Origin of the sequence: Streptomyces sp. SID8374 (assembly GCF_009865135.1) — a bacterium.
GTDB lineage: Bacteria > Actinomycetota > Actinomycetes > Streptomycetales > Streptomycetaceae > Streptomyces.
The window spans coordinates 4,424,321-4,444,362 of the sequence record NZ_WWGH01000001.1; the positions used below are offsets into that span (position 1 = coordinate 4,424,321).

Annotated in this window: 15 protein-coding genes and 1 pseudogene; 10 read left to right on the forward strand and 6 right to left on the reverse strand. The window is 70.4% G+C overall.

Going from position 1 to position 20,042, the window contains the following annotated elements; all coding sequences use genetic code 11:
- Positions 1–312 precede the first annotated feature (312 nt).
- The 5 genes from GTY67_RS19645 to GTY67_RS19665 all read left to right on the forward strand — a co-directional run bounded on the left by GTY67_RS19645 (position 313) and on the right by GTY67_RS19665 (position 7,922).
- On the forward strand, positions 313–1,251 hold the full coding sequence (locus tag GTY67_RS19645) for a DUF3027 domain-containing protein (protein WP_176727612.1): 939 nt from the start codon (positions 313–315) through the stop codon (positions 1,249–1,251).
- 374 nt (positions 1,252–1,625) lie between these two features.
- Positions 1,626–4,829, forward strand: coding sequence for a molecular chaperone Hsp90 (locus GTY67_RS19650; RefSeq protein ID WP_161280183.1), 3,204 nt, complete (start codon positions 1,626–1,628; stop codon positions 4,827–4,829).
- Positions 4,830–5,042: 213 nt separating this feature from the next.
- A complete protein-coding gene (locus tag GTY67_RS19655) occupies positions 5,043–5,843 on the forward strand; it encodes a calcium-binding protein (RefSeq protein ID WP_161279517.1) in 801 nt (266 codons plus the stop codon).
- A 150-nt stretch (positions 5,844–5,993) separates the two neighbouring features.
- Complete coding sequence (locus GTY67_RS19660; protein WP_161279518.1) at positions 5,994–6,845, forward strand: calcium-binding protein; 852 nt, start codon at positions 5,994–5,996, stop codon at positions 6,843–6,845.
- 210 nt (positions 6,846–7,055) lie between these two features.
- The gene (locus tag GTY67_RS19665) at positions 7,056–7,922 is read left to right on the forward strand and encodes a DUF5707 domain-containing protein (protein WP_161279519.1); all 867 of its coding nucleotides are present in this window, start codon (positions 7,056–7,058) and stop codon (positions 7,920–7,922) included.
- Between the two features lie 74 nt (positions 7,923–7,996).
- On the opposite strand, the gene GTY67_RS19670 is transcribed toward GTY67_RS19665, so the two are convergent.
- Positions 7,997–10,465 (reverse strand): HAD-IC family P-type ATPase, encoded by a 2,469-nt coding sequence (locus GTY67_RS19670; RefSeq protein WP_161279520.1) that lies wholly within the window; start codon positions 10,463–10,465, stop codon positions 7,997–7,999.
- Positions 10,466–10,663: 198 nt separating this feature from the next.
- Positions 10,664–10,990, reverse strand: a complete 327-nt coding sequence (locus GTY67_RS19675; RefSeq protein ID WP_161279521.1) for a DUF2530 domain-containing protein — start codon at positions 10,988–10,990, stop codon at positions 10,664–10,666.
- A gap of 251 nt (positions 10,991–11,241) precedes the next feature.
- On the opposite strand from GTY67_RS19675, the gene GTY67_RS19680 reads away from it, so the two are divergent.
- Positions 11,242–12,696: an NCS2 family permease gene (locus GTY67_RS19680; RefSeq protein WP_161279522.1), complete on the forward strand. Its 1,455-nt coding sequence runs from the start codon at positions 11,242–11,244 to the stop codon at positions 12,694–12,696.
- Between the two features lie 54 nt (positions 12,697–12,750).
- On the opposite strand, the gene GTY67_RS19685 is transcribed toward GTY67_RS19680, so the two are convergent.
- Positions 12,751–12,990 (reverse strand): ribbon-helix-helix protein, CopG family, encoded by a 240-nt coding sequence (locus tag GTY67_RS19685; RefSeq protein WP_093694093.1) that lies wholly within the window; start codon positions 12,988–12,990, stop codon positions 12,751–12,753.
- A gap of 134 nt (positions 12,991–13,124) precedes the next feature.
- Between GTY67_RS19685 and GTY67_RS19690 the strand changes: the two genes are divergently transcribed.
- Together GTY67_RS19690 and GTY67_RS19695 are read left to right on the forward strand one after the other, a co-directional pair.
- Entirely contained in the window at positions 13,125–13,565 is a 441-nt protein-coding gene (locus GTY67_RS19690; protein WP_093694094.1) for a MarR family transcriptional regulator, read from the forward strand.
- Between the two features lie 172 nt (positions 13,566–13,737).
- Positions 13,738–15,072 carry an MFS transporter gene (locus GTY67_RS19695; RefSeq protein ID WP_161279523.1) on the forward strand — a complete coding sequence of 445 codons (1,335 nt, stop codon included), beginning with the start codon at positions 13,738–13,740 and terminating at the stop codon, positions 15,070–15,072.
- Between the two features lie 82 nt (positions 15,073–15,154).
- Here GTY67_RS19695 and GTY67_RS19700 read toward each other — a convergent pair whose 3' ends face one another.
- Positions 15,155–15,739: a Uma2 family endonuclease gene (locus tag GTY67_RS19700; RefSeq protein WP_161279524.1), complete on the reverse strand. Its 585-nt coding sequence runs from the start codon at positions 15,737–15,739 to the stop codon at positions 15,155–15,157.
- A gap of 291 nt (positions 15,740–16,030) precedes the next feature.
- Positions 16,031–16,234 (reverse strand): annotated as a pseudogene (locus GTY67_RS35560) (EamA family transporter); the annotation flags it as partial.
- A gap of 131 nt (positions 16,235–16,365) precedes the next feature.
- Here GTY67_RS35560 and GTY67_RS19710 point away from each other — a divergent pair.
- Positions 16,366–17,355, forward strand: a complete 990-nt coding sequence (locus GTY67_RS19710; protein ID WP_161279525.1) for an aldo/keto reductase — start codon at positions 16,366–16,368, stop codon at positions 17,353–17,355.
- A 120-nt stretch (positions 17,356–17,475) separates the two neighbouring features.
- Here the strand turns inward: GTY67_RS19710 and pip are convergent, their stop codons facing one another.
- Positions 17,476–18,447, reverse strand: a complete 972-nt coding sequence (gene pip, locus GTY67_RS19715; protein WP_161279526.1) for a prolyl aminopeptidase — start codon at positions 18,445–18,447, stop codon at positions 17,476–17,478.
- 136 nt (positions 18,448–18,583) lie between these two features.
- On the opposite strand from pip, the gene GTY67_RS34640 reads away from it, so the two are divergent.
- Entirely contained in the window at positions 18,584–19,144 is a 561-nt protein-coding gene (locus GTY67_RS34640) for a hypothetical protein (protein ID WP_202461503.1), read from the forward strand.
- The last annotated feature ends 898 nt before the right edge of the window (positions 19,145–20,042 follow it).

Genomic DNA, 20,042 nt, shown 5'->3' on the forward strand with positions numbered 1-20,042 from the left:
GCGCAAGCCTCCCGGAGCGGGGGTGGCCGGATATCGGAGAGACGGATACGGCACGTTTGGGACGGGCAGGTGGGCGCGGAGCGGCGGAGAGGGTAGCGTGCGTAACGCGCCACCGGCGGTTGTTCTTGGCCGCGCGCCTCTCCGCGATCCCGCAGAATGGGTGGCAGAAGGCGCGCCCGAGGCAGGCACAACGGGTGTGGACGTCGACGCGGCCCCCAGGTCCGCTCCGCCCGCAACTGTCTGGCCGAAAACGGCAATCGTGCAGCAGCTGGCGCGCTCGTGAGACTGGCGTATGGAGAGAAGCGAAGACCTGTGAGTGCTGCGACGACGCGAAGCCGTACGGCCCGTACCGCCCGTACCCCCGTTCCCGACCGCCTGTGCGCCGAGGCGGTCGACCTCGCACGCGCGGCGGCGGAGGAAGCCGCCGCGCCCGGCGTGGTCGGTGAGCATGTCGGCGTGGTCTCCGAGGGGGACCGCGTCGTCACGCACTACTTCGAGTCCAAGGAGCCCGGCTACCGGGGCTGGCGCTGGGCGGTGACCGTCGCGCGGGCCTCCCGCGCGAAGAACGTCACCCTGGACGAAACGGTGCTGCTGCCGGGGGCCGACGCGCTCCTGGCGCCGGAGTGGGTGCCGTGGAGCGAGCGGCTGCGCCCCGGTGACATGGGCCCGGGCGACCTGCTGCCGACCGAGGCGGAGGACCTGCGCCTGGAGCCGGGCTGGACGGGCGAGGACGAGCCGCCGCCGAACTCGATCGTCTCCGAGGAGCTGGCCGAGCTCGTCGACTCGGAGGACGCGGAGCTGACGGACCGGCCCGTGGCCGTCACCAGCCGGGGCTCCATCGCGGCGGTGGCCGAGGAGCTGGGTACGCGGCGGGCGCGGGTGCTGTCGCGGTACGGGCTGTACGAGGCGGCCGACCGCTGGGACGAGGCGTTCGGGCCGAAGACCCCGATGGCGCAGGCGGCACCGGCGACGTGTGTGAGCTGTGCGTTCCTGATCCCGATGGCGGGCTCACTGAAGCAGGCCTTCGGGGTGTGCGCGAACGAGTTCGGCCCGGCGGACGGGCATGTGGTGTCGCTGGCGTACGGGTGTGGGGGGCACTCGGAGGCGGCGGTGATGCCGAAGCCGGTGCGGCCGGCGGATCATGCGCTGGACACGATGCGGGTGGACGAGTACGCGTTGCGCCCCGAGCGCGACGGCGGCTCGGTCCCGTCCGAGTCCGACGACGCGTCGGAGGACCTGGGCCACTCGTAGGGGCCCCTCCGGCCCTGCGTGGGGCGGTGACCACTCCAGCCCGTGCGGATTCCAGCCCGTCAGGCGTTTGAGGACGGAACCGTCGACGTGGGGTCGGGTGCCTCCGCGGGGCCGCTGTGCCCCAGGGCCCTTGTGCCCGTCCCCGCCCACCCAGGCAAGGGGGCCGTCCTCAAACGCCGGACAGGCTGGGGATGGCTGGGTTGCCGCCCACACAGGCTGAGGGGGCTGGGGTGGGTGCCCCACGGGCCGAGGGTGGCCGGGGGCGTCCCGCGGGTTGGGGGCCGGGCCCCCGTGCACGGTACCTTCGGGCGCACACTGGGCGGCAGGGACAGGCCCAGCCACCACCCACGGCGGACGGAGTCGACAGCGTGAGCATGAATGCGACCGAGGGGGCCGATCCGTTCGGGACGGCACGGCTGCGGCGCGGCGTGCTCGACGCCTGGGGCGCGGGCCCCGCCCGCTTCCGGGAGGACGCCAACGCCGAGGAGGACCTCGCCCTCGGCGGCTACCGCGACCGCCTCGTCGTGGAGCTGGCCCAGAACGCCGCCGACGCCGCCGCCCGCGGAGGAGTCCCCGGCAAACTCCGCCTCACCCTGCACCCCGCCGCCCCCGGCGACCCCGACGGACGCTGCGTCCTGGCCGCCGCCAACACCGGCGCCCCCCTGGATGCCACCGGCGTCGAGTCCCTGTCCACCCTCCGGGCCTCCGCCAAGCGCGAGGGCCACGAGTCCGCCGTGGGGCGGTTCGGCGTCGGGTTCGCCGCCGTCCTCGCGGTCAGCGACGAACCGGCGGTGCTCGGCCGCCACGGTGGCGTCCGCTGGTCCCTGGCCGAGGCCCGCGAGATGGCCCGGAACGCGGCCGTCGGCTCTCCCGGCCTCGGCGACGAGCTGCGCCGCCGCGACGGCCACGTACCCCTGCTGCGCCTCCCGCTGCCCGCCGAGGGCTCCGCACCCGACGGGTACGACACCGTCGTCGTGCTGCCCCTGCGCGACGGCACCGCCGAGGACCTGGCGGCCCGGCTGCTGGCCGCAGTGGACGACGCGCTGCTGCTGACCCTGCCCGGCCTGGCCGAGGTCGTCATCGAGACCCCGGACGGGGTACGGACCCTGAGCCGGTCGGTCCACGGCCCGTACACGCACATCGACGACTCCGCGCACGGCCTGCACCGCTGGCGCACCGTCTTCCACCACGGCCCGGTCGAACCGGCCCTCCTCGCCGACCGCCCGGTCGAGGAGCGGCTGCGCCCCCACTGGTCGGTCACCTGGGCGGCCCCGGTCGACGAGTCCGGCGCCCCGCTCCGCCCCCGTACGGCCCCGGTCGTCCACGCCCCGACCCCCACCGACGAACCCCTCGGCATCCCCGCCCTGCTCATCGCCTCCCTCCCCCTGGACACCGCCCGCAGGCACCCCGCGCCCGGGCCGCTCACCGACTTCCTGGTGGAGCGGGCGGCCGACGCGTACGCGGAGCTGCTGGGCGCCTGGCAGCCGGTGTCGACCGGCACGATCGACCTGGTCCCCGGACCGCTCGGCAAGGGCGGCCTGGACGGGGCCCTGCGCGGCGCGATCCTGGCCCGGCTGCCGAGGGTCGCGTTCCTGGAGCCCGCCGCGCCCCGGGACCCCGAGGCGGATCAGGGCTGGGCGGACGACTGGGACCGTACGGAGAACACCGCCCCCGGCACCACCGCCCTCCGCCCCGTCGAGGCCGAGGTGGTCGAGGGTGTCGGAGCCGAGACCGTACGGGTCCTCGCCGAGGTGCTGCCCTCCTTGCTGCCCGCTGGCCTGGAACGCCGCCCCGAGCTCCGTACCCTCGGCGTCGCCCGCGTCCCCCTGACCGAGGCCATCGACCGCCTCGCCGGACTGGAGCGCGACCCCGCCTGGTGGCACCGGCTCTACGACAGCCTCGCGGGCATCGACCCCGACCGCCTCACCGGCCTCCCCGTCCCGCTCGCCGGTGATCCGGAGGACGAGCAGGCGGGCCGCCCGCCGCGCACCACCATCGGCCCCCGCCAGGTGCTGCTGCCCCTCCCGGACGCCCTCGCCGGCCCGGTACTCGCCCGCCTCTCCCGGCTCGGCCTCAAGGTCGCCCACCCGGACGCCGCCCACCCGCTCCTTGAGAAGCTGGGGGCCCTGCCCGCCACACCGCGCGCGGTGCTGACGACCCCTCAAGTGCGGGCGGCGGTAGCCGGATCGCTGGACGCGGGGGATATCTGGGACGAGGGCGCACTCGACGGCGACGAGCTGGCGGAGACCGTCCTCACCCTCGTACGCGACGCCGAACTCGCCCCCGGCGACGAGCCCTGGCTCGGCGCTCTCGCCCTCCCCGACGAGGACGGCGAACCGGCCCCAGCGGGCGAACTCGTCCTCCCCGGAAGCCCGTTCGCACAGATCATGCGGGAGGGTGAACTGGCCCTCGCCGACCACGAGTTGGCCGAGCGCTGGGGCGAGGGCCCGCTGACCGCCTGCGGGGTCCTGGCGACCTTCGCCCTCGTCCGGGCCACCGATGTCGTCCTCGACCCGGACGAACTGGAGCCCCGCGACAGCGACTTCGCCGAGCCGGACGACGCCGGGCTGCTGGACGCCGTCGACGTCTGGTGCGAGGACCTTCTCGACCAGCTGCCGGAGACCCCGGTGCCGCCGGTCGCCACCGAGATCGTCGCCGTACGGGATCTGGATCTGGTGGACGACGACGCCTGGCCGCAGGCGCTCGCGATGCTGGCGCAGCCGCCGTTGCGGGACGCGCTCACGCAGCCGGTGCGGGTGCTGCTCCCGGACGGGACGACCCAGTCCGTGCGCCCGTACACCGCGTGGTGGCTGCGCGACCACCCCGTACTGGACGGGCGTCGCCCCGCCGGACTGCGCGCGGCCGGCGGTGACCCGGTCCTGGCCGGGCTGTACGACGCGGTGGACGCCACCGGCTTCGACGACGCCCAGGTGCTGCGGGCCCTCGGGGTGCGCACCTCGGTCGCCGCTCTCCTCGACGAACCGGGCGGTGCGGCCGAGCTGCTGGGACGCCTGGCCGACGAGGACCGGCCCGTCACCCCCGTACAGCTGCACGCGCTCTACACGGCCCTCGCCGAACTCGACCCGGACCAGGTGACGTTGCCGGACGAGCTGCGGGCGGTGGTGGACGGGGAGGTGGCCGTGGTCGACGCGGCGGACGCCGTGATCGCGGACGCCCCGGACGTGCTGCCGCTGACGGAGGGGCTGCCGCTGCTGCCCGTAGCCCCGTCCCGGGCCGCCGAGTTGGCCGACCTCCTCCAGGTGCGTCGGCTCGGCGAGACGATCGAGGCGGGCGTCACCAGCGAGGGCGAGGAGCACCGCGTACCGGAGTCCGTCCGCGTCCTGCTCGGCCCCGCCACCCCGGACACGTACATCGAACACCCCGAACTCCGCGCGGGCGGCGTCGAACTGGACTGGCGCCGCACCCAGGACGGGGTGGTCCACGCGTCCACCCTGGAGGGCGTGGCGGCGGGTCTGGCTTGGGCGGCGGGCCAGTGGCCCCGGCGCTTCGAGGTCGCGGCCCTGCTGGAGGACCCGTCCCGTACGGAGGAGCTGGCGCGGGACCGCTGGTTCGACTAGGGACTGAGGCGACGCAGGCAGGGGCTGAGGCAATCCCGGACGGGCGACTCAGCCGGGCCCGGGCCGGGCCGGGCCGGATCGGGCAGGGGCAGGGGCAGGGGCAGGGGCAGGGGCGGGGGCAGGGCTACAACCATTCCCCGGCCTCGCCCGTCTGTTCTGCCGAGCCACACACTTCGGGCCACCGGGCCGGAGGCAGATGCTCCGGGAGAGCACATGCGCGTTTCCGTCACCGCCGCCGCCGCCGTCACCGGCGCGCTGACCCTGTCCGCCCTCGCCGTCCCCGCCTCGCAGGCCGCTCAGACCGCCCGCCCGGCGGAGCGTCCCGTCATCAAGAAGGTCGTCGTCAACGGCGGCAAGCCCATCGTGGTGGGCACCAAGTCCCGGCAGAAGGTCGCCGTCTCGATCACGGCCTCCTCCCCGTCCGGGATAGCGGACGCCTACGTGTTCCTCTGGCACGGCCACATCGACGAGGTCGACGCCGTACTGGGCCAGGACCAGCCCCACGGCACGTGCACCGTGGCACCCGCCGACCCGACCACATCGACCTGCACGGCCACGATCACGGTCGACCCGCGCTCCGGCCTCGGCCGCAACACCCTGGCCGGGACCTGGCAGGCGGCAGGGGGCGCGGTCGCCGCGACCGGCGACAGGAACGACGAGAGCGTGAACGAGACGGCGGCCTCGGTCCGGCTCCAGCGCTTCTCCAAGCTGACGGTGAACGCTGCCCCGGAGCCCGTGAAGAAGGGCAAGACCATCACGGTCACCGGCAAGCTGACGCGCGCCAACTGGGACACCGCGACGTACAAGGGGTACGCGGCTCAGCCCGTGAAGCTCCAGTTCAAGAAGAAGGGTGCCAAGAGCTACACGACGGTGAAGACCGTCAAGACCAGCTCCACCGGCACCCTGAAGACCACGGTGAAGGCGTCCGTGGACGGTCACTGGCGTTACAGCTTCGCCGGTACGTCGACCACCCCGGCCGTCTCCGCCACCGGTGACTACGTCGACGTGCGGTAGACCCCGGGGGTTCACAGGAAAGTCATAAAGTCGCACAACCATTCACATGTGTCGCCCGTCTGATCTTGCGAGCCAACAGGCTCTGGACCAGATGGGCCCCGCCGGGCTGACGATGTGCCCCGGGGCCCCTTCTCCACCTGGGGAAAACACATGCGTATCCGTGCCACTGTGGCAGCCGTCTCCGGCGCCCTGGCCCTCTCCGCCCTCGCAGTACCGGCCGCGCAGGCCGATGACAGCCGTCCGACGTCGGGTGGCTCCTCCTTCACCGCACCGCAGCCCGCACAGGGCGGCCAGGCGAAGCGCACCGCCGGTGTGAGCGCGAAGGCCGCGAAGGTCAAGATCACCTCGGCGGTCGTCAACGGCGGCAAGCCGATCGTGCTCGCCGCCAACGCGAAGAAGACGGTCTCCTTCTCCACCACGGCGACCGGCTCCGGCCTCATCGGCACCGCCCCGTTCATCTGGGTCGGCAAGAACGTCAACACCGCCTTCGGTGTCGGGCCCAACGAGAAGGGGTTCACCTGCAAGGGGGTCAACGCGACCACCACGACCTGCAAGGGGACCATCACGCTCAACCCGGCCAAGCTGAAGAACGCCCAGGCGGCCAACTGGCACGTCGGCGTGGTGGCGGTGACCGAGGACGGCGACCAGATCCAGAAGGACTCCGTCTCCCGCGTCAAGGTCCAGCGCCTGGGCAAGCTGACCGCCGACGCCTCCCCGGAGCCGGTGAAGAAGGGCAAGACCATCACGGTCACCGGCAAGCTGACGCGCGCCAATTGGGAGACGAAGAAGTACGCGGGGTACGCGGCTCAGCCCGTGAAGCTCCAGTTCAAGAAGAAGGGTGCCAAGAGCTACACGACGGTGAAGACCGTCAAGACCAGCTCCACCGGTGCTCTGAAGACCACGGTGAAGGCGTCCGTGGACGGTCACTGGCGTTACAGCTTCGCCGGTACGTCGACCACCCCGACGGTGACGTCCGCCGCCGACTTCCTCGACGTGAAGTAGATCCTGCCTGCACGGGTGCTGTGCGGCCGGCCCGCCTCAAGTGGGTCGGCCCGCAGCGCCCGACACATGGCCGTTCACAGGAAAGTCATAAAGTCGTACAACCATTCACATGCGTTGCCTGTCTGATCCTGCGAGCCAACAGGCTCTGGACCAGACGGGTCCCGCCGGGCTGACGCCGCGCCCCGGGGCCCCTTCTCCACTTGGGGACACATGCGTATTCGTGCCACTGTGGCAGCCGTCTCCGGCGCCCTGGCCCTCTCCGCCCTCGCAGTACCGGCCGCGCAGGCCGACGACCGCCGCCCCTCGGACGGCGCCTCCGCCTTCTCCGTGCCCGCCGCCCCCAAGGGGGCCAAGGCCCGGTCGGCCGCCGCTGCCGCGGCCGCCGAGAAGCAGGGCGACACCAAGGTCCTCTCCGTGGTCGCCAACGGCGGCAAGCCGCTGGTCGTGGGCACCAAGTCGAAGCAGAAGTTCTCCATCGAGATCACGGCGACCGACGACTCGGGCATCGCGGACGCGGCGACGATCCTCTGGGTCGGCAAGACCTTCGAGGACAAGGACACCTTCTACTTCGACCAGAACGAGAGCAGGGCTTCCTGCAAGGTCGTGAAGGTGAACACGTCGACCTGCAAGCTCACGGTCACCTTCGACCCCTCGGAGATGATCAACTCCGACGCCGCCAACTGGCACATCGGCGCGGCGGCCTTCGCCAACGACGACGACTACTCGGTGAACGAGAACGCCGGCAGGGTGCGCGTCCAGCGCTTCTCCAAGCTGACGGTGAACGCCTCCCCGGAGCCGGTGAAGAAGGGCAAGACCATCACGGTCACCGGCAAGCTGACGCGCGCCAACTGGGACACCGCGACGTACAAGGGGTACGCGGCTCAGCCCGTGAAGCTCCAGTTCAAGAAGAAGGGTGCCAAGAGCTACACGACGGTGAAGACCGTCAAGACCAGCTCCACCGGCACCCTGAAGACCACGGTGAAGGCGTCCGTGGACGGTCACTGGCGCTACAGCTTCGCCGGTACGTCGACCACCCCGGCCGTCTCGGCCGCCGGTGACTTCGTCGACGTGAAGTAGTTCGGCAGGCACCACGGAGAAGCCCCCGGGAGGTTCGTCCTCCCGGGGGCTTCCCCTATGTCCGCGCGGTCCGCCTACGCCCCGAACCGCCGCCCCACCAGCCGCCAGCTGAACTCCAGCAGGGCCGCCGCCGCCACCGCGATGCCGACCGCCGTCCACGGCATCGTCGTGCCCACCAGCTTCAGGGCGAAGAAGTCCTGGAGCCACGGCACCACGAGCACGATCAGGAAGCCGAGCCCCATCGCCGCCACCAGGCCGATGCGCCACCAGGTGTACGGGCGGGCGATGATCGCCAGCACCCACATCGAGGTCAGGAACAGCGTCAGCGTCGCCGCGCTCGTCTCGGCCTCCAGGGCGCCAGGCCCGGAGTAGTGGTGGCGGGCCACCAGGTACGTGATGAAGGTGGCCGCCGCCGCGATGACGCCCGAGGGGATCGCGTACCGCATGACCCGGCGTACGAAGTGGGGCTGGGCGCGCTCCTTGTTCGGCGCCAGGGCCAGGAAGAACGCGGGTACGCCGATGGTCAGCGTGGACAGCAGCGTCAGGTGCCTCGGCAGGAACGGGTATTCCACCTGGGTGCAGACCACCAGGATCGCCAGCAGCACCGAGTAGACCGTCTTGGTGAGGAAGAGGGTCGCGACGCGGGTGATGTTGCCGATCACCCGGCGGCCCTCGGCGACGACCGACGGGAGCGTCGCGAAGCTGTTGTTCAGCAGCACGATCTGCGCCACCGCCCGCGTCGCCTCGGAGCCGGAGCCCATCGAGACCCCGATGTCGGCGTCCTTGAGGGCCAGGACGTCGTTGACGCCGTCGCCCGTCATCGCGACCGTGTGGCCGCGCGACTGGAGGGCCGCCACCATGTCCCGCTTCTGCTGCGGGGTGACCCGGCCGAAGACCGCGTTCTGCTCCATGGCCGTGGCCATCTCGTCCGGGTCGGTCGGCATCCGGCGGGCGTCCAGGGTGTTCTCGGCGCCCGCGAGACCCAGCTTCCCGGCGACCGCGCCGACCGAGACGGCGTTGTCGCCGGAGATGACCTTGGTGGCCACGTTCTGCTTGGCGAAGTAGGACAGCGTCTCGGCCGCGTCCGGCCGCAGGCGCTGCTCCAGGACGACCAGGGCGGTGGGTACGGCACCCTCGGCCGCGTCCGGGGCGTCCAGCTCACCCCGTACCCGGGCCAGCAGCAGCACCCGCAGGCCCTGCTCGTTGAGGTGTTCGATCTCGGTGAGGGTCTCGTCGCCGTCGGCGAGCAGGACGTCGGGGGCGCCCAGCAGCCAGGCGGAGGGGGTCCCGTCGGCCTCGGTGAACGCCGCGCCGCTGTACTTGCGGGCGGAGGAGAACGGCATGGCGTCGGTGACGGCCCAGGCGGCTTCGTCAGCCGTCGGGTACGCGTCGATGATGGCCTGGAGGCTGGCGTTGGGGCGGGGGTCGGAGGAGCCGAGGGAGCGCAGCACCTGGTGGACGTACGCCTCGTCGCTCCCGTTGAGCGGCCGGACCTCCGTGATGTCCATGCCGCCCTCGGTGAGGGTGCCGGTCTTGTCCAGGCAGACCACGTCGACCCGGGCGAGCCCTTCGATGGCGGGCAGCTCCTGGACCAGGCACTGCTTGCGGCCCAGGCGTACGACGCCGATGGCGAAGGCGACGGAGGTCAGCAGGACCAGGCCCTCGGGGATCATCGGGACGATGCCGCCGACGGTCCGGGCGACCGAGTCCTTGAAGTTGTTGTCCTTCACGACGAGCTGGCTGATGATCAGCCCGATCGCCGTCGGGACCATCATCCAGGTGACGTACTTCAGGATCGTGCTGATGCCGCTGCGCAGCTCGGAGTGGACGAGCGTGAAGCGCGACGCCTCCTCGGCGAGCTGGGCGGCGTACGCCTCACGCCCCACCTTGGTCGCGGTGAACGCCCCGCCGCCCGCGACGACGAAGCTGCCGGACATCACCGGGTCGCCGGGCCGCTTGAGGACCGGGTCGGCCTCACCGGTGAGCAGCGACTCGTCGACCTCCAGGCTGTCGGCCTCGGCGACCGTGCCGTCGACGACCACCTTGTCGCCCGGGCCCAGCTCCACCACGTCCCCGAGGACGATCTCGTGGGTGGAGATCTCGGCGGCCTTCCCGTCACGGCGCACGGTCGGCTTCGCCTCGCCGATCACCGCGAGGCTGTCCAGGGTCTTCTTGGCCCGCCACTCCTGGATGATGCCGATGCCGGTGTTGGCGACGATCACGAAGCCGAAGAGGCTGTCCTGGATCGGCGCGACGAACAGCATGATCACCCAGAGCACGCCGATGATCAGGTTGAACCGGGTGAAGACATTGGCCCGGACGATCTCGGTGACCGAGCGCGAGGACCGCACGGGTACGTCGTTGACCTCGCCCCGCGCCACCCGCTCGGCGACCTCGGCGGTGGTGAGGCCGGTGGCGTCGTGAGTCGAAGGTGGCAGGTCCATGGGGTGCACGGGGTCGAGCTCCGCCCCCGCGTCGATCATGGCCGGCCGGGAGGGTCCGGGGGTCTGCTCCCCGGAGGAATCGAGTGCCCGCTGCGTCATGGACTAGACGGTACGGGCGTACGGCGCGGATCACCCGCCGGGGGGTCGAAGATCCGACCAGGGGAGGAGCAAGTCGGTCCTGTGGTCGTACGGGGGCGGGAGGTTCCCGTACGGGAGGGCTACCAGCAGCACACCGGCAGCCTCAGGCGCTCCGGTCGGCCCGGTCGGGGCTCAGGCGGTCCGGTCGCTCCGGCCGTCTCAGGCGCTCCGGTCGGCCCGGGCGCTCGTGCCCAGCGCGCCGTCCGCCGCCTCGGCCCCCGCGGCGTCCTTGGCCTGTGCCTGGGCCGCGTGGCGCTTGAGGGCGGCGTCGCGCCCACGGACGTACCAGATGCCGATCAGGCCCAGCCCGGCTCCGGCCAGCGGCGTCCACACCCACCAGGTGTGCCCGCGGTCGGCGAACCAGCCGTAGAAGGGGAGCTGGGCGAGGAAGAGGACGAACCAGAGGATCGTGCCGCCGACGACGGTGGAGACGACGGGGCCCTCCAGGGGCTCGGGCGCCTCGTGCTTCGGTGTCCACTTCTCCATGCGTTCAGTGTATGGCGCCACCCGATCGGGGGTGCGCGGGCGGCTGGGACGACCGTTCGCGGCCCGGTCGCCAAGGGGCCACGCGGGTCTACGCGCGGAGATAGCGATCTTCGCTTGATGTATTCATACTGAATCTGCTTTGGGCTGGCTCGAATTGTTCGTCTGAACATCCAATTTCGATCACCTTCCGCCCCTTTTGCTCCCGCCCCGGGTAGCGCCCCGCCTTCCCCTACGTACGACTGAGGTCACCCATGCCCCCCTCGGCCACCGCTCCGGTCGACTCCCCGCAGCCCTCGGCTCCGCAGCCTGCCGGCGGCGTGGACCGGTTCTTCAAGATCTCCGAGCGGGGGTCGACCGTCGGGCGCGAACTCCGCGGCGGGTTCGCCACGTTCTTCGCGATGGCGTACATCATCGTGCTCAACCCGATCATCCTGGGCAGCGCGAAGGACATGTACGGCCACCAGCTGGACAACGGTCAGCTGGTCACCGCCACCGTGCTCTCCGCCGCCTTCTCCACGCTCCTGATGGGCGTCATCGGCAACGTGCCGATCGCGCTCGCCGCCGGGCTCGGCGTCAACACCGTCGTCGCCCTCCAGCTCGCCCCCCGGATGAGCTGGCCGGACGCCATGGGCATGGTGGTCCTCGCGGGCATCGTGGTCATGCTGCTGGTCGCGACCGGGCTGCGGGAGCGCGTGATGAACGCCGTACCGCGCTCGCTCCGCAAGGGCATCGCGATCGGCATCGGCCTCTTCATCCTGCTGATCGGCCTGGTCGACTCCGGCTTCGTCTCGCGCATCCCGGACGCCGCGCTCACCACCGTGCCGCTCCAGCTCGGCGGCGACGGCCACCTCACCGGCTGGCCGATCCTCGTCTTCGTGCTGGGTGCGCTGCTCACGCTGGCGCTGATCGTGCGCAAGGTGCCCGGCGCGATCCTGATCTCGATCATCGCCATGACGGCCATCGCCCTGATCATCGACGCGGTGGCCGGCCTGCCCGACGGCGCCTGGGGCCTGACGACGCCCGCATGGCCCGGCAACCCGGTCTCCGCGCCGGACTTCGGCCTGCTCGGCGAGGTCAGCCTCTTCGGCGGCTTCGGGAAGGTCGGTCTGCTGACCGGCATCCTCTTCGTCTTCACCGTGCTGCTGTCCTGCTTCTTCGACGCGATGGGCACCATCCTGGGCGTCGGCGACGAGGCCAGGCTGATGGACGAGAACGGCAACTTCCCCGGCATCAACAAGGTGCTGTTCGTGGACGGCATCGCGGTCGCCACGGGCGGTGCGACCTCGTCCTCCGCCACCACGTGCTTCGTGGAGTCCACGGCGGGCGTCGGCGAGGGCGCCCGCACCGGACTGGCGAGCGTGGTGACCGGTCTGCTCTTCTCGGTGGCGCTGTTCCTCACACCGCTGGCGACCATGGTCCCGTCGCAGGCGGCCACTCCCGCCCTGCTGGCGGTCGGCTTCCTGATCATCGCGGGGTCCGTACGGGACATCGACTGGAGCGACTACACGCTCGCGGTCCCGGCGTTCCTGGCGATGGTGATGATGCCGTTCACGTACTCGATCACCAACGGCATCGGCATCGGCTTCATCGCCTTCTCCGTGCTGCGTCTGGCGGCGGGCCGGGGCCGTGAGGTCCCGATCGCGATGTACGTGGTGTCGGCGGTCTTCGTCTTCTACTACGCGATGCCGGCGCTCGGCCTCACGTGATCACCGTCAAGCCTCACGTGACTTACGTGACCGTCAAGCGCCCCGCTTGACGCCCTAGGTGACCGGTTTCACGCGGGCGCCGGGTCTCTCCTCGTCGGCGTCCCTGGAGGCGCCCGGCGGGCCGTAGAACTTCTCCGTCTCGTCGACGGCGGCCTTGAAGCGTTCGTCGAAGTCGTCGCGAATGAGCGTCCGGACCACATAGTCCTGGACGCTCATTCCGCGTTTGGCGGCATGCTGCCGGAGCCGGTCGAGCAGCTCACCGTCTATCCGCAGGCTGAGCACTGTCGATCCCATACCGAGCAGGGTCGCCGCCCGGGGGCGCTTTTCGCGTCACTTTCCGCTTCCGTCTCACTCGTTCGGGTGATCGGATTCTCGCGCGCGTACCACCGGGTGGTATTTAGTTTGGGTAATGAGTTACGCTAACAAACATGCCTGACCTGATCCACGACGGTGCCAGTGCCGCCGCCGTGAGCTCCCTCCGCTCAGCCGTGATGCTGCTGGGCCGCCGCCTGAAGCACCAGCGCGTCGACGAATCGCTGAGCCCCACCGAGATGTCGGTGCTCGGCACCCTTGCCCGCTGCGGCTCGGCCACCCCCGGCGAGCTGGCCCGCAAGGAGCACGTGCAGCCCCCGTCGATGACCCGCATCGTCGCGCTGCTGGAAGCGAAGGGACTCGTCAGGCTGGAACCGCACCCCGATGACCGTCGGCAGAAGATGGTCAGCCAGACCGAGCAGGCCGAGGCCATGCTCGCGGAGAGCCGCACCAAGCGGAACGCCTGGCTGGCCCAGCTCGCCGAGGGCCTGGACGAGGACGAGTGGGAGACGCTGCGGGCCGCCGCGCCCGTGCTGGAGAAGCTCGCCCACCTGTGACCCCGCGGGCGCACCGGCGCCACGCCTGACCCGTACCGGATGGGACCACCGGCACGGGGAAGACGATCAACCGGGCCCGGCACACCGCCGGCCCGGACGATCACCGCCGGAGCGCCCGTCGTCACGTCCTCGTCGGACCGCACGCCGCAGACGTATGAGGAGATGAACCCTTTTGAGTACGGGATCCGGAGCAGACTCCGCCCCCGCACCGACTTCCGCCCACGAGAGCAAGACCGGCGGGACCTTCTCGTCGCTGAAGATCCGTAACTACCGCCTGTTCGCCACGGGCGCCGTGATCTCCAACACCGGTACCTGGATGTCCCGCATCACGCAGGACTGGCTCGTCCTGAGCCTGACGGGTTCCGCGACGGCCGTAGGCATCACCACGGCCCTCCAGTTCCTTCCCATGCTGCTCTTCGGCCTGTACGGCGGTGTCATCGCCGACCGCCTCCCGAAGCGGCAGATCCTGCTCGTCAGCCAGGCCATGCTCGGCCTGTGCGGTATCGCGCTGGCCGTCCTGACCCTCTCCGGCGTCGTCGAGGTCTGGCACGTCTATCTGGTCGCCTTCCTCCTCGGCATGGTGACCGTCGTCGACAACCCGGCCCGCCAGTCGTTCGTCTCCGAGATGGTCGGCCCCGCGCAGCTCCGCAACGCGGTCAGCCTGAACTCGGCGAACTTCCAGTCCGCCCGCCTCATCGGCCCCGCTGTGGCGGGTGTCCTGATCACCACGGTCGGCAGCGGCTGGGCGTTCCTGCTCAACGGCCTCTCCTTCCTGGCCCCGCTCATCGGCCTCATGATGATGCGGACGAGCGAACTGCACGCCTCGGTACGGGTGCCCCGCGCCAAGGGCCAGCTGCGCGAAGGACTGCGGTACGTCCGTGGCCGCCCCGAGCTGATCTGGCCGATCGTCCTGGTCGGCTTCGTCGGCACGTTCGGCTTCAACTTCCCGACCTGGCTCACCGCCTTCGCCGACGGCGTCTTCGACGGCGGCGCCGGGATGTACTCGTTCTTCAACATCCTGATGGCCGCCGGTTCGCTGGCCGGCGCGCTGCTCTCGGCCCGCCGCCGCTCCACGCGGCTGCGGATGCTGGTGGCAGCGGGCACGGCGTTCGGGCTGCTGGAGATCGCCGCCTCGCTCTCCCCGAGCGTCTGGCTGTTCTCGATCCTGCTGGTCCCGATCGGCATGCTCGGCCTCACGACGAACATCACCGCGAACACGAGCGTCCAGATGGCCGCCGACCCCGAGATGCGGGGCCGGGTGATGAGCCTGTACATGATGGTCTTCGCCGGGGGTACGCCGGTGGGCGCCCCGATCGTCGGCTGGATCAGCGACACGTACGGCGCGCGCATCGGCTTCGCGTCCGGCGGCGCGATCTCGCTGATCGCCGCCCTGGGTGTCGGCTTCGCCCTCGCCCGCATAGGCGGCCTCCGCCTGAAGGTCGACCTCCGCCCGGGCCACCCGCACGTCCGCTTCGTACAGCGCGAGCAGCTGGCGACGGCGGCGTAGGACACGGCGTAGGACAGGCGCAGGACATACGGAGCCGCCCCCTCCCGGACCGGGAAGGGGCGGCTCTCGCGTTGTCGGGGGGTCAGTCGCGAGGAAAGGAGTCGGTCTTCAGGACGAGGTCCATGGAGGTGTCGCTCATGTCGATGTCGAGGCCGAAGTCGACGACCAGCTTCTTGTGGTAGCCGCCGTCCTTCGGCTCCGAGTGGAGGAGGCAGCGGCCGGTGTACGGGTCGACGATGAGGAACACGGGGACCCCGGCGGCCGCGTAGGCGTCCTTCTTGGGCCCGTAGTCGGCTGCGGCCGTGCCCTTGGAGATGACCTCGCCGACGAACTCGATGTGCTCGGGGAGCCAGCGGCCACGGCTGTCCTTGGCGGCCTGGTCGAAGAGCTTCACGACGTCCGGGGCGAATCCGTTGCCTTCGCCGAAGTCGATGCGTACGTCGGAGAGGGCCCGCACGTCCATCCCGAACCGGTCCTCCAGAGCGCGCACGATCCGACGGATGATCTCCCAGTGCGTGTCCCGCTGCGGCGACATATGGACGGTCCCCTCGACGATCTCGACCTTGAATCCCTCGGGGGTGGGCTCAAGCCACTCGAACATCTCGTCCAGAGTCAGCTCGTCGCTGATGTCGGCCATGTCGATCCTGTCGGTGTCTACGACGGTCATCGTGCCGCTCCTCCCCGCTGCCGCACGGGCGTGCGGGCAGCCGCGTAGGACAACGATAGGCCTGGCTTCCCGGACACGCCCGGACCCTTTTCCTCACGCCTGCCCGGGCCCTGGAGGTGGTACGGGCCTGGGCGCGGGGCCGGTGGGTGGTGCGGTTAGGCTCGAAGGGTGGACCCGAAGACCAGAAACCGCATCATGGCGGCCGTGCTCGTGCTCATGTTCCTCGTCGTCGCCGTGGCGGCCGCTTTCGGCAGCTGAGGCGGGCGGCGTACCGGGTGCTGCCCCCTCGCCGCGCTGAGCCAGCACCACCGCGCCGACGACCCCGGCCGCGCCCAGGAGCTGGAGCGGCCCCAGGGTCTGCCCTATGAAGAGGTAGCCCAGGACCGTGGCGCACAGGGGCGAGGCGAACGACAGGAACGAGGCGGCGAGGGCCGGCAGCCGCGCTATGCCGTTGAATCACACGACGTACGCGAGCAGCGCGCCGGGGAGCTGAACCGGCTGCTGCGGACACTGGTGGTCACGCTGGAGGGCGGCCGCTGACGGCAGGGGCGGTCCGTCCCAGGCCTCGGACACTCGGCCGACGCATGCTTGCCTGGAGTGGACTCGAAGGAGTTGGCTGGGGCGTCATGAAGTACACACAGCTCGGACGCACCGGACTCAAGGTCAGCCGACTCGTGCTCGGGACGATGAACTTCGGCCCGCAGACCAACGAGTCGGACAGCCACGCGATCATGGACGCCGCGCTCGGCGCGGGCCTGAACTTCTTCGACACCGCCAACGTCTACGGCTGGGGCGAGAACAAGGGGCGCACCGAGGAGATCCTCGGCACCTGGTTCGCCCAGGGCGGCGGCAGGCGCGACAAGGTGGTCCTGGCCACCAAGATGTACGGGAACATGGCGCCCGACGGCGACGCCTGGCCCAACCACGACAAGCTCTCCGCCGTGAACATCCGGCGGGCGGTCGACGCCTCCCTCAAGCGGCTCCAGACGGACCACATCGACCTCTACCAGTTCCACCACGTCGACCGGAACACCCCGTTCGAGGAGATCTGGCAGGCGATCGACGTCCTGGTCCAGCAGGGCAAGATCCTGTACGCGGGTTCCTCGAACTTCCCCGGCTACAAGATCGCCCAGGCCAACGAGCAGGCGGCCAGGCGCGGTTCGCTCGGCCTGGTCAGCGAGCAGTGCATCTACAACCTGGCCGAGCGCCGCGCCGAGATGGAGGTCATCCCGGCCGCGCAGGAGTACGGCCTCGGCGTCATCCCCTGGTCCCCGCTCCACGGCGGCCTGCTGGGCGGCGTCATCAAGAAGGAGGCCACGGAGGGCCGCCGCGCCTCGGGCCGCTCGGCCGACGCCCTGGCCAACAGCACGGTCCGCGCCCAGGTCCAGGCGTACGAGGACCTGCTGGAGAAGCACGGCCTGGAGCCCGGCGAGGCGGCCCTGGCCTGGCTCCTGACCCGCCCCGGCATCACGGGCCCGATCGTCGGCCCGCGCACCGCCGACCAACTGGACAGCGCCCTGCGCGCCCTGGAACTGGACCTCCCGGAGGCGGTCCTCACGGGCCTGGACGAGATCTTCCCGGGCCCGGGCCCGTCACCGGAGGCCTTCGCCTGGTGACCTGACCCGAAGCGAAACCACGCGGCCGCTGCCCTCGGACGGGGCGGCGGCCGCGTGCGCTTGCGTGCCGCCCCGGAGGAGCCGACCGCCGGCCGGGGCCGCCAGGCACCTGGAGGTCTGCTACCCCGCGAACCGGTCCAGCGCCGCCAGCACCGCCCGCCGGGTGGCGGGCCCGCCCAGGTGGCCCGCGTCGTCGATGACCGTCAGCTCGGCCTCCGGCCAGGCGCGGTCGAGTTCCCAGGCGGTGATCAGGGGGCTGCCCAGGTCGAAGCGGCCGTGGATCAGGGCGGCGGGGATGCCGGTCAGGCGGTCGGCGTCGTCGATGAGCCGGTTCTCCTTCAGCCAGGCGCCGTGGGAGAAGTAGTGGGTGCAGATGCGGACGAGGGCCTGCTGAGCACGGTCCGGGCGGCTGCTGTACGGGGCCGGGCCCGGGTCCGCCTCCAGGGACAGGACCGCGTCCTCCCAGGCGCACCAGGCAGCCGTGGCCCGTTCCCGTACGGCAGGGTCGGGGCTCTCCATACGGCGGGCATAGGCAGGGACCACCTCGCTGGGGTCGGCTGCCTCGGGGACGGCCTCGCGGAAGGCGTGCCAGGCCTCGGGGAAGATCTGGCCGGCGCCCCGGTAGAGCCAGTCGATCTCGCTGCGCCGGGTCGTGGTGACCGAGGCGATGACGGCCTCGGTGACGCGCTCCGGGTGCGTCTGCGCGTACGCCAGGATCAGCGTGGAGCCCCAGGAGCCCCCGTACAGCAGCCAGTCGGTGATGCCGAGGTGTTCCCGGAGGCGTTCCATGTCGGCGATCAGGTGGTGCGTGGTGTTGTGCCGCAGGTCCGTGGCCGGGTCGCTCGCGTGGGGCGTGGAGCGGCCGCAGCCCCGCTGGTCGAAGAGGACGACGCGGTAACGGTCCGGGTCGAAGTACCGGCGGGCACGCGGGGTGCATCCGGAACCGGGCCCGCCGTGGACCACGAGGGCCGGTTTGCCCTCCGGGTTGCCGCACACCTCCCAGTACACGAGGTTGCCGTCGCCGACGTCCAGCATGCCGCTGTCGTACGGGTCGATCGGCGGGTACAGGTCGTCAGGCTCTGCCCGCTCCACCTCGGTGCCTCCCCATCGCGGCTCGTGAACCGGCCACCTTACGGGGCCGCCGTGGCGGGGGGAGGAGCCCCCGTACTCCGCCCTGGGCCGCTTCGTCTCCGTCGACCCGGTCATCGACTTCGACGCCCCGGCGCAGATGAACGCCTACAGCTACGCCCACAACAGCCCGCTCACCAAGTCGGACCCGACGGGCCTGCGCCCGGACGACACGGTGGGCAACGTCAAGGGCGACGAGCGCTGGGCCTCGGACCGGGGCATGTACGCCGGCTACACCTTGAAGAACGGCAAGTGGGTATGGCAGGAATCCCCGAAGCGGGGCTCCGTGGCCAAGCAGCGCTACACGGCGTACAAGGCCGCCGCTGCCGGCTACAAGCCGCCTCCGTACGGGATGAGTAAGGTTGCTGCCGCTCCAGGAAAGAGCGGGAAGACAGGGCCGTCCGCCGCGCAGGTCAAGGCTGATAGGGAGCGCCGGAGCAGGGAGGGTGTCTGGGATGCTGTAAAGCGCGGCTTCATGATGTCCATTTCCGGGTCACCTCTTGAGGTCAGAGTCGCGAGTGCTTCGATGGAAGGTCTCTTTGCCGACTTTGGAATGACGAACACCAGGGGTTTATGCGAATACGCGGGCTTTGATGCCGGCCTCGTCGGGAGTGGTTCAGTGTGCTACGTATCAGTCAGACATCCGGATGGCCCCATGTAGTACGGCTGGACCTTGTCCGGTTCCGCTGCTGGACTTTGCGAGGGTGGCGCCGGCGGAATTTCGATAATCAGGAGTGACGCGGATGAGATGATATCGAACCGCTTTCGGGATTCGGTAGAGACATCAGTGCCGGACTCTACAGGAGTGCAGGGATTGAAGGCAGCCACGAAGCCGCTATCGGAAAGAGGAACTCTTGAGGGGAACGGGCCCACTTGGTCGAGATAGGAGTGGGGCAGGTTTGGGGTTTGAAGAAAATTCCGGACCGAACTGCACGCTTGGTGGGGAAATAGAGCGACTATCCAGGTGCTGAGACTTGATTCGGAGAAATTATGTTTGAACTGTTTCGTCTGGCTTTGGGGTTGCTGATCATTTCTTTCGGTGTCTCCATAGTGGGGAACTTCTGGAGGCTAGCCGACCGGATGTTCGAGCGGGCGGCCAGTCGTGTCGATCCCGGAATTGCGACGCCAAATACGTTTCGACTTGTTGGAATCGTTGTGATTTTCATAGGGTTCGCTTGGGTAGGCACTGCTCTTCTTGAGGTTATCTGAGCACTGGTCATTCGCGGCGGTCCGCCGGATCTCCGGCGGACCGTTTCGTTTTCTGATCTGTACCGGACTGCTGGGGCCTGCGTCCCCTTCCTCGGGTCCTGGGCGCGCCCAGGCAACCGCGTTGCATAAAGTTCCTGGGTGCACGGCAGAAGGCCTTGATCATGGGTGGCAACGCCGCTATGAGGTAGGCCGCTTGCGGTGCGGGTGGTCTTAGCGGGGAGGGGTGGATTACGGATGAAGATTTCCTGCCAGGCCAGGCCAGACCAGTCATGCGGCCTGCGCAGTCGCCTGAGGTCACTCTCCGGCGAAAGAGCGGCCCAGTCATAATCCGTTTGGTTTGTGAAAGTAAT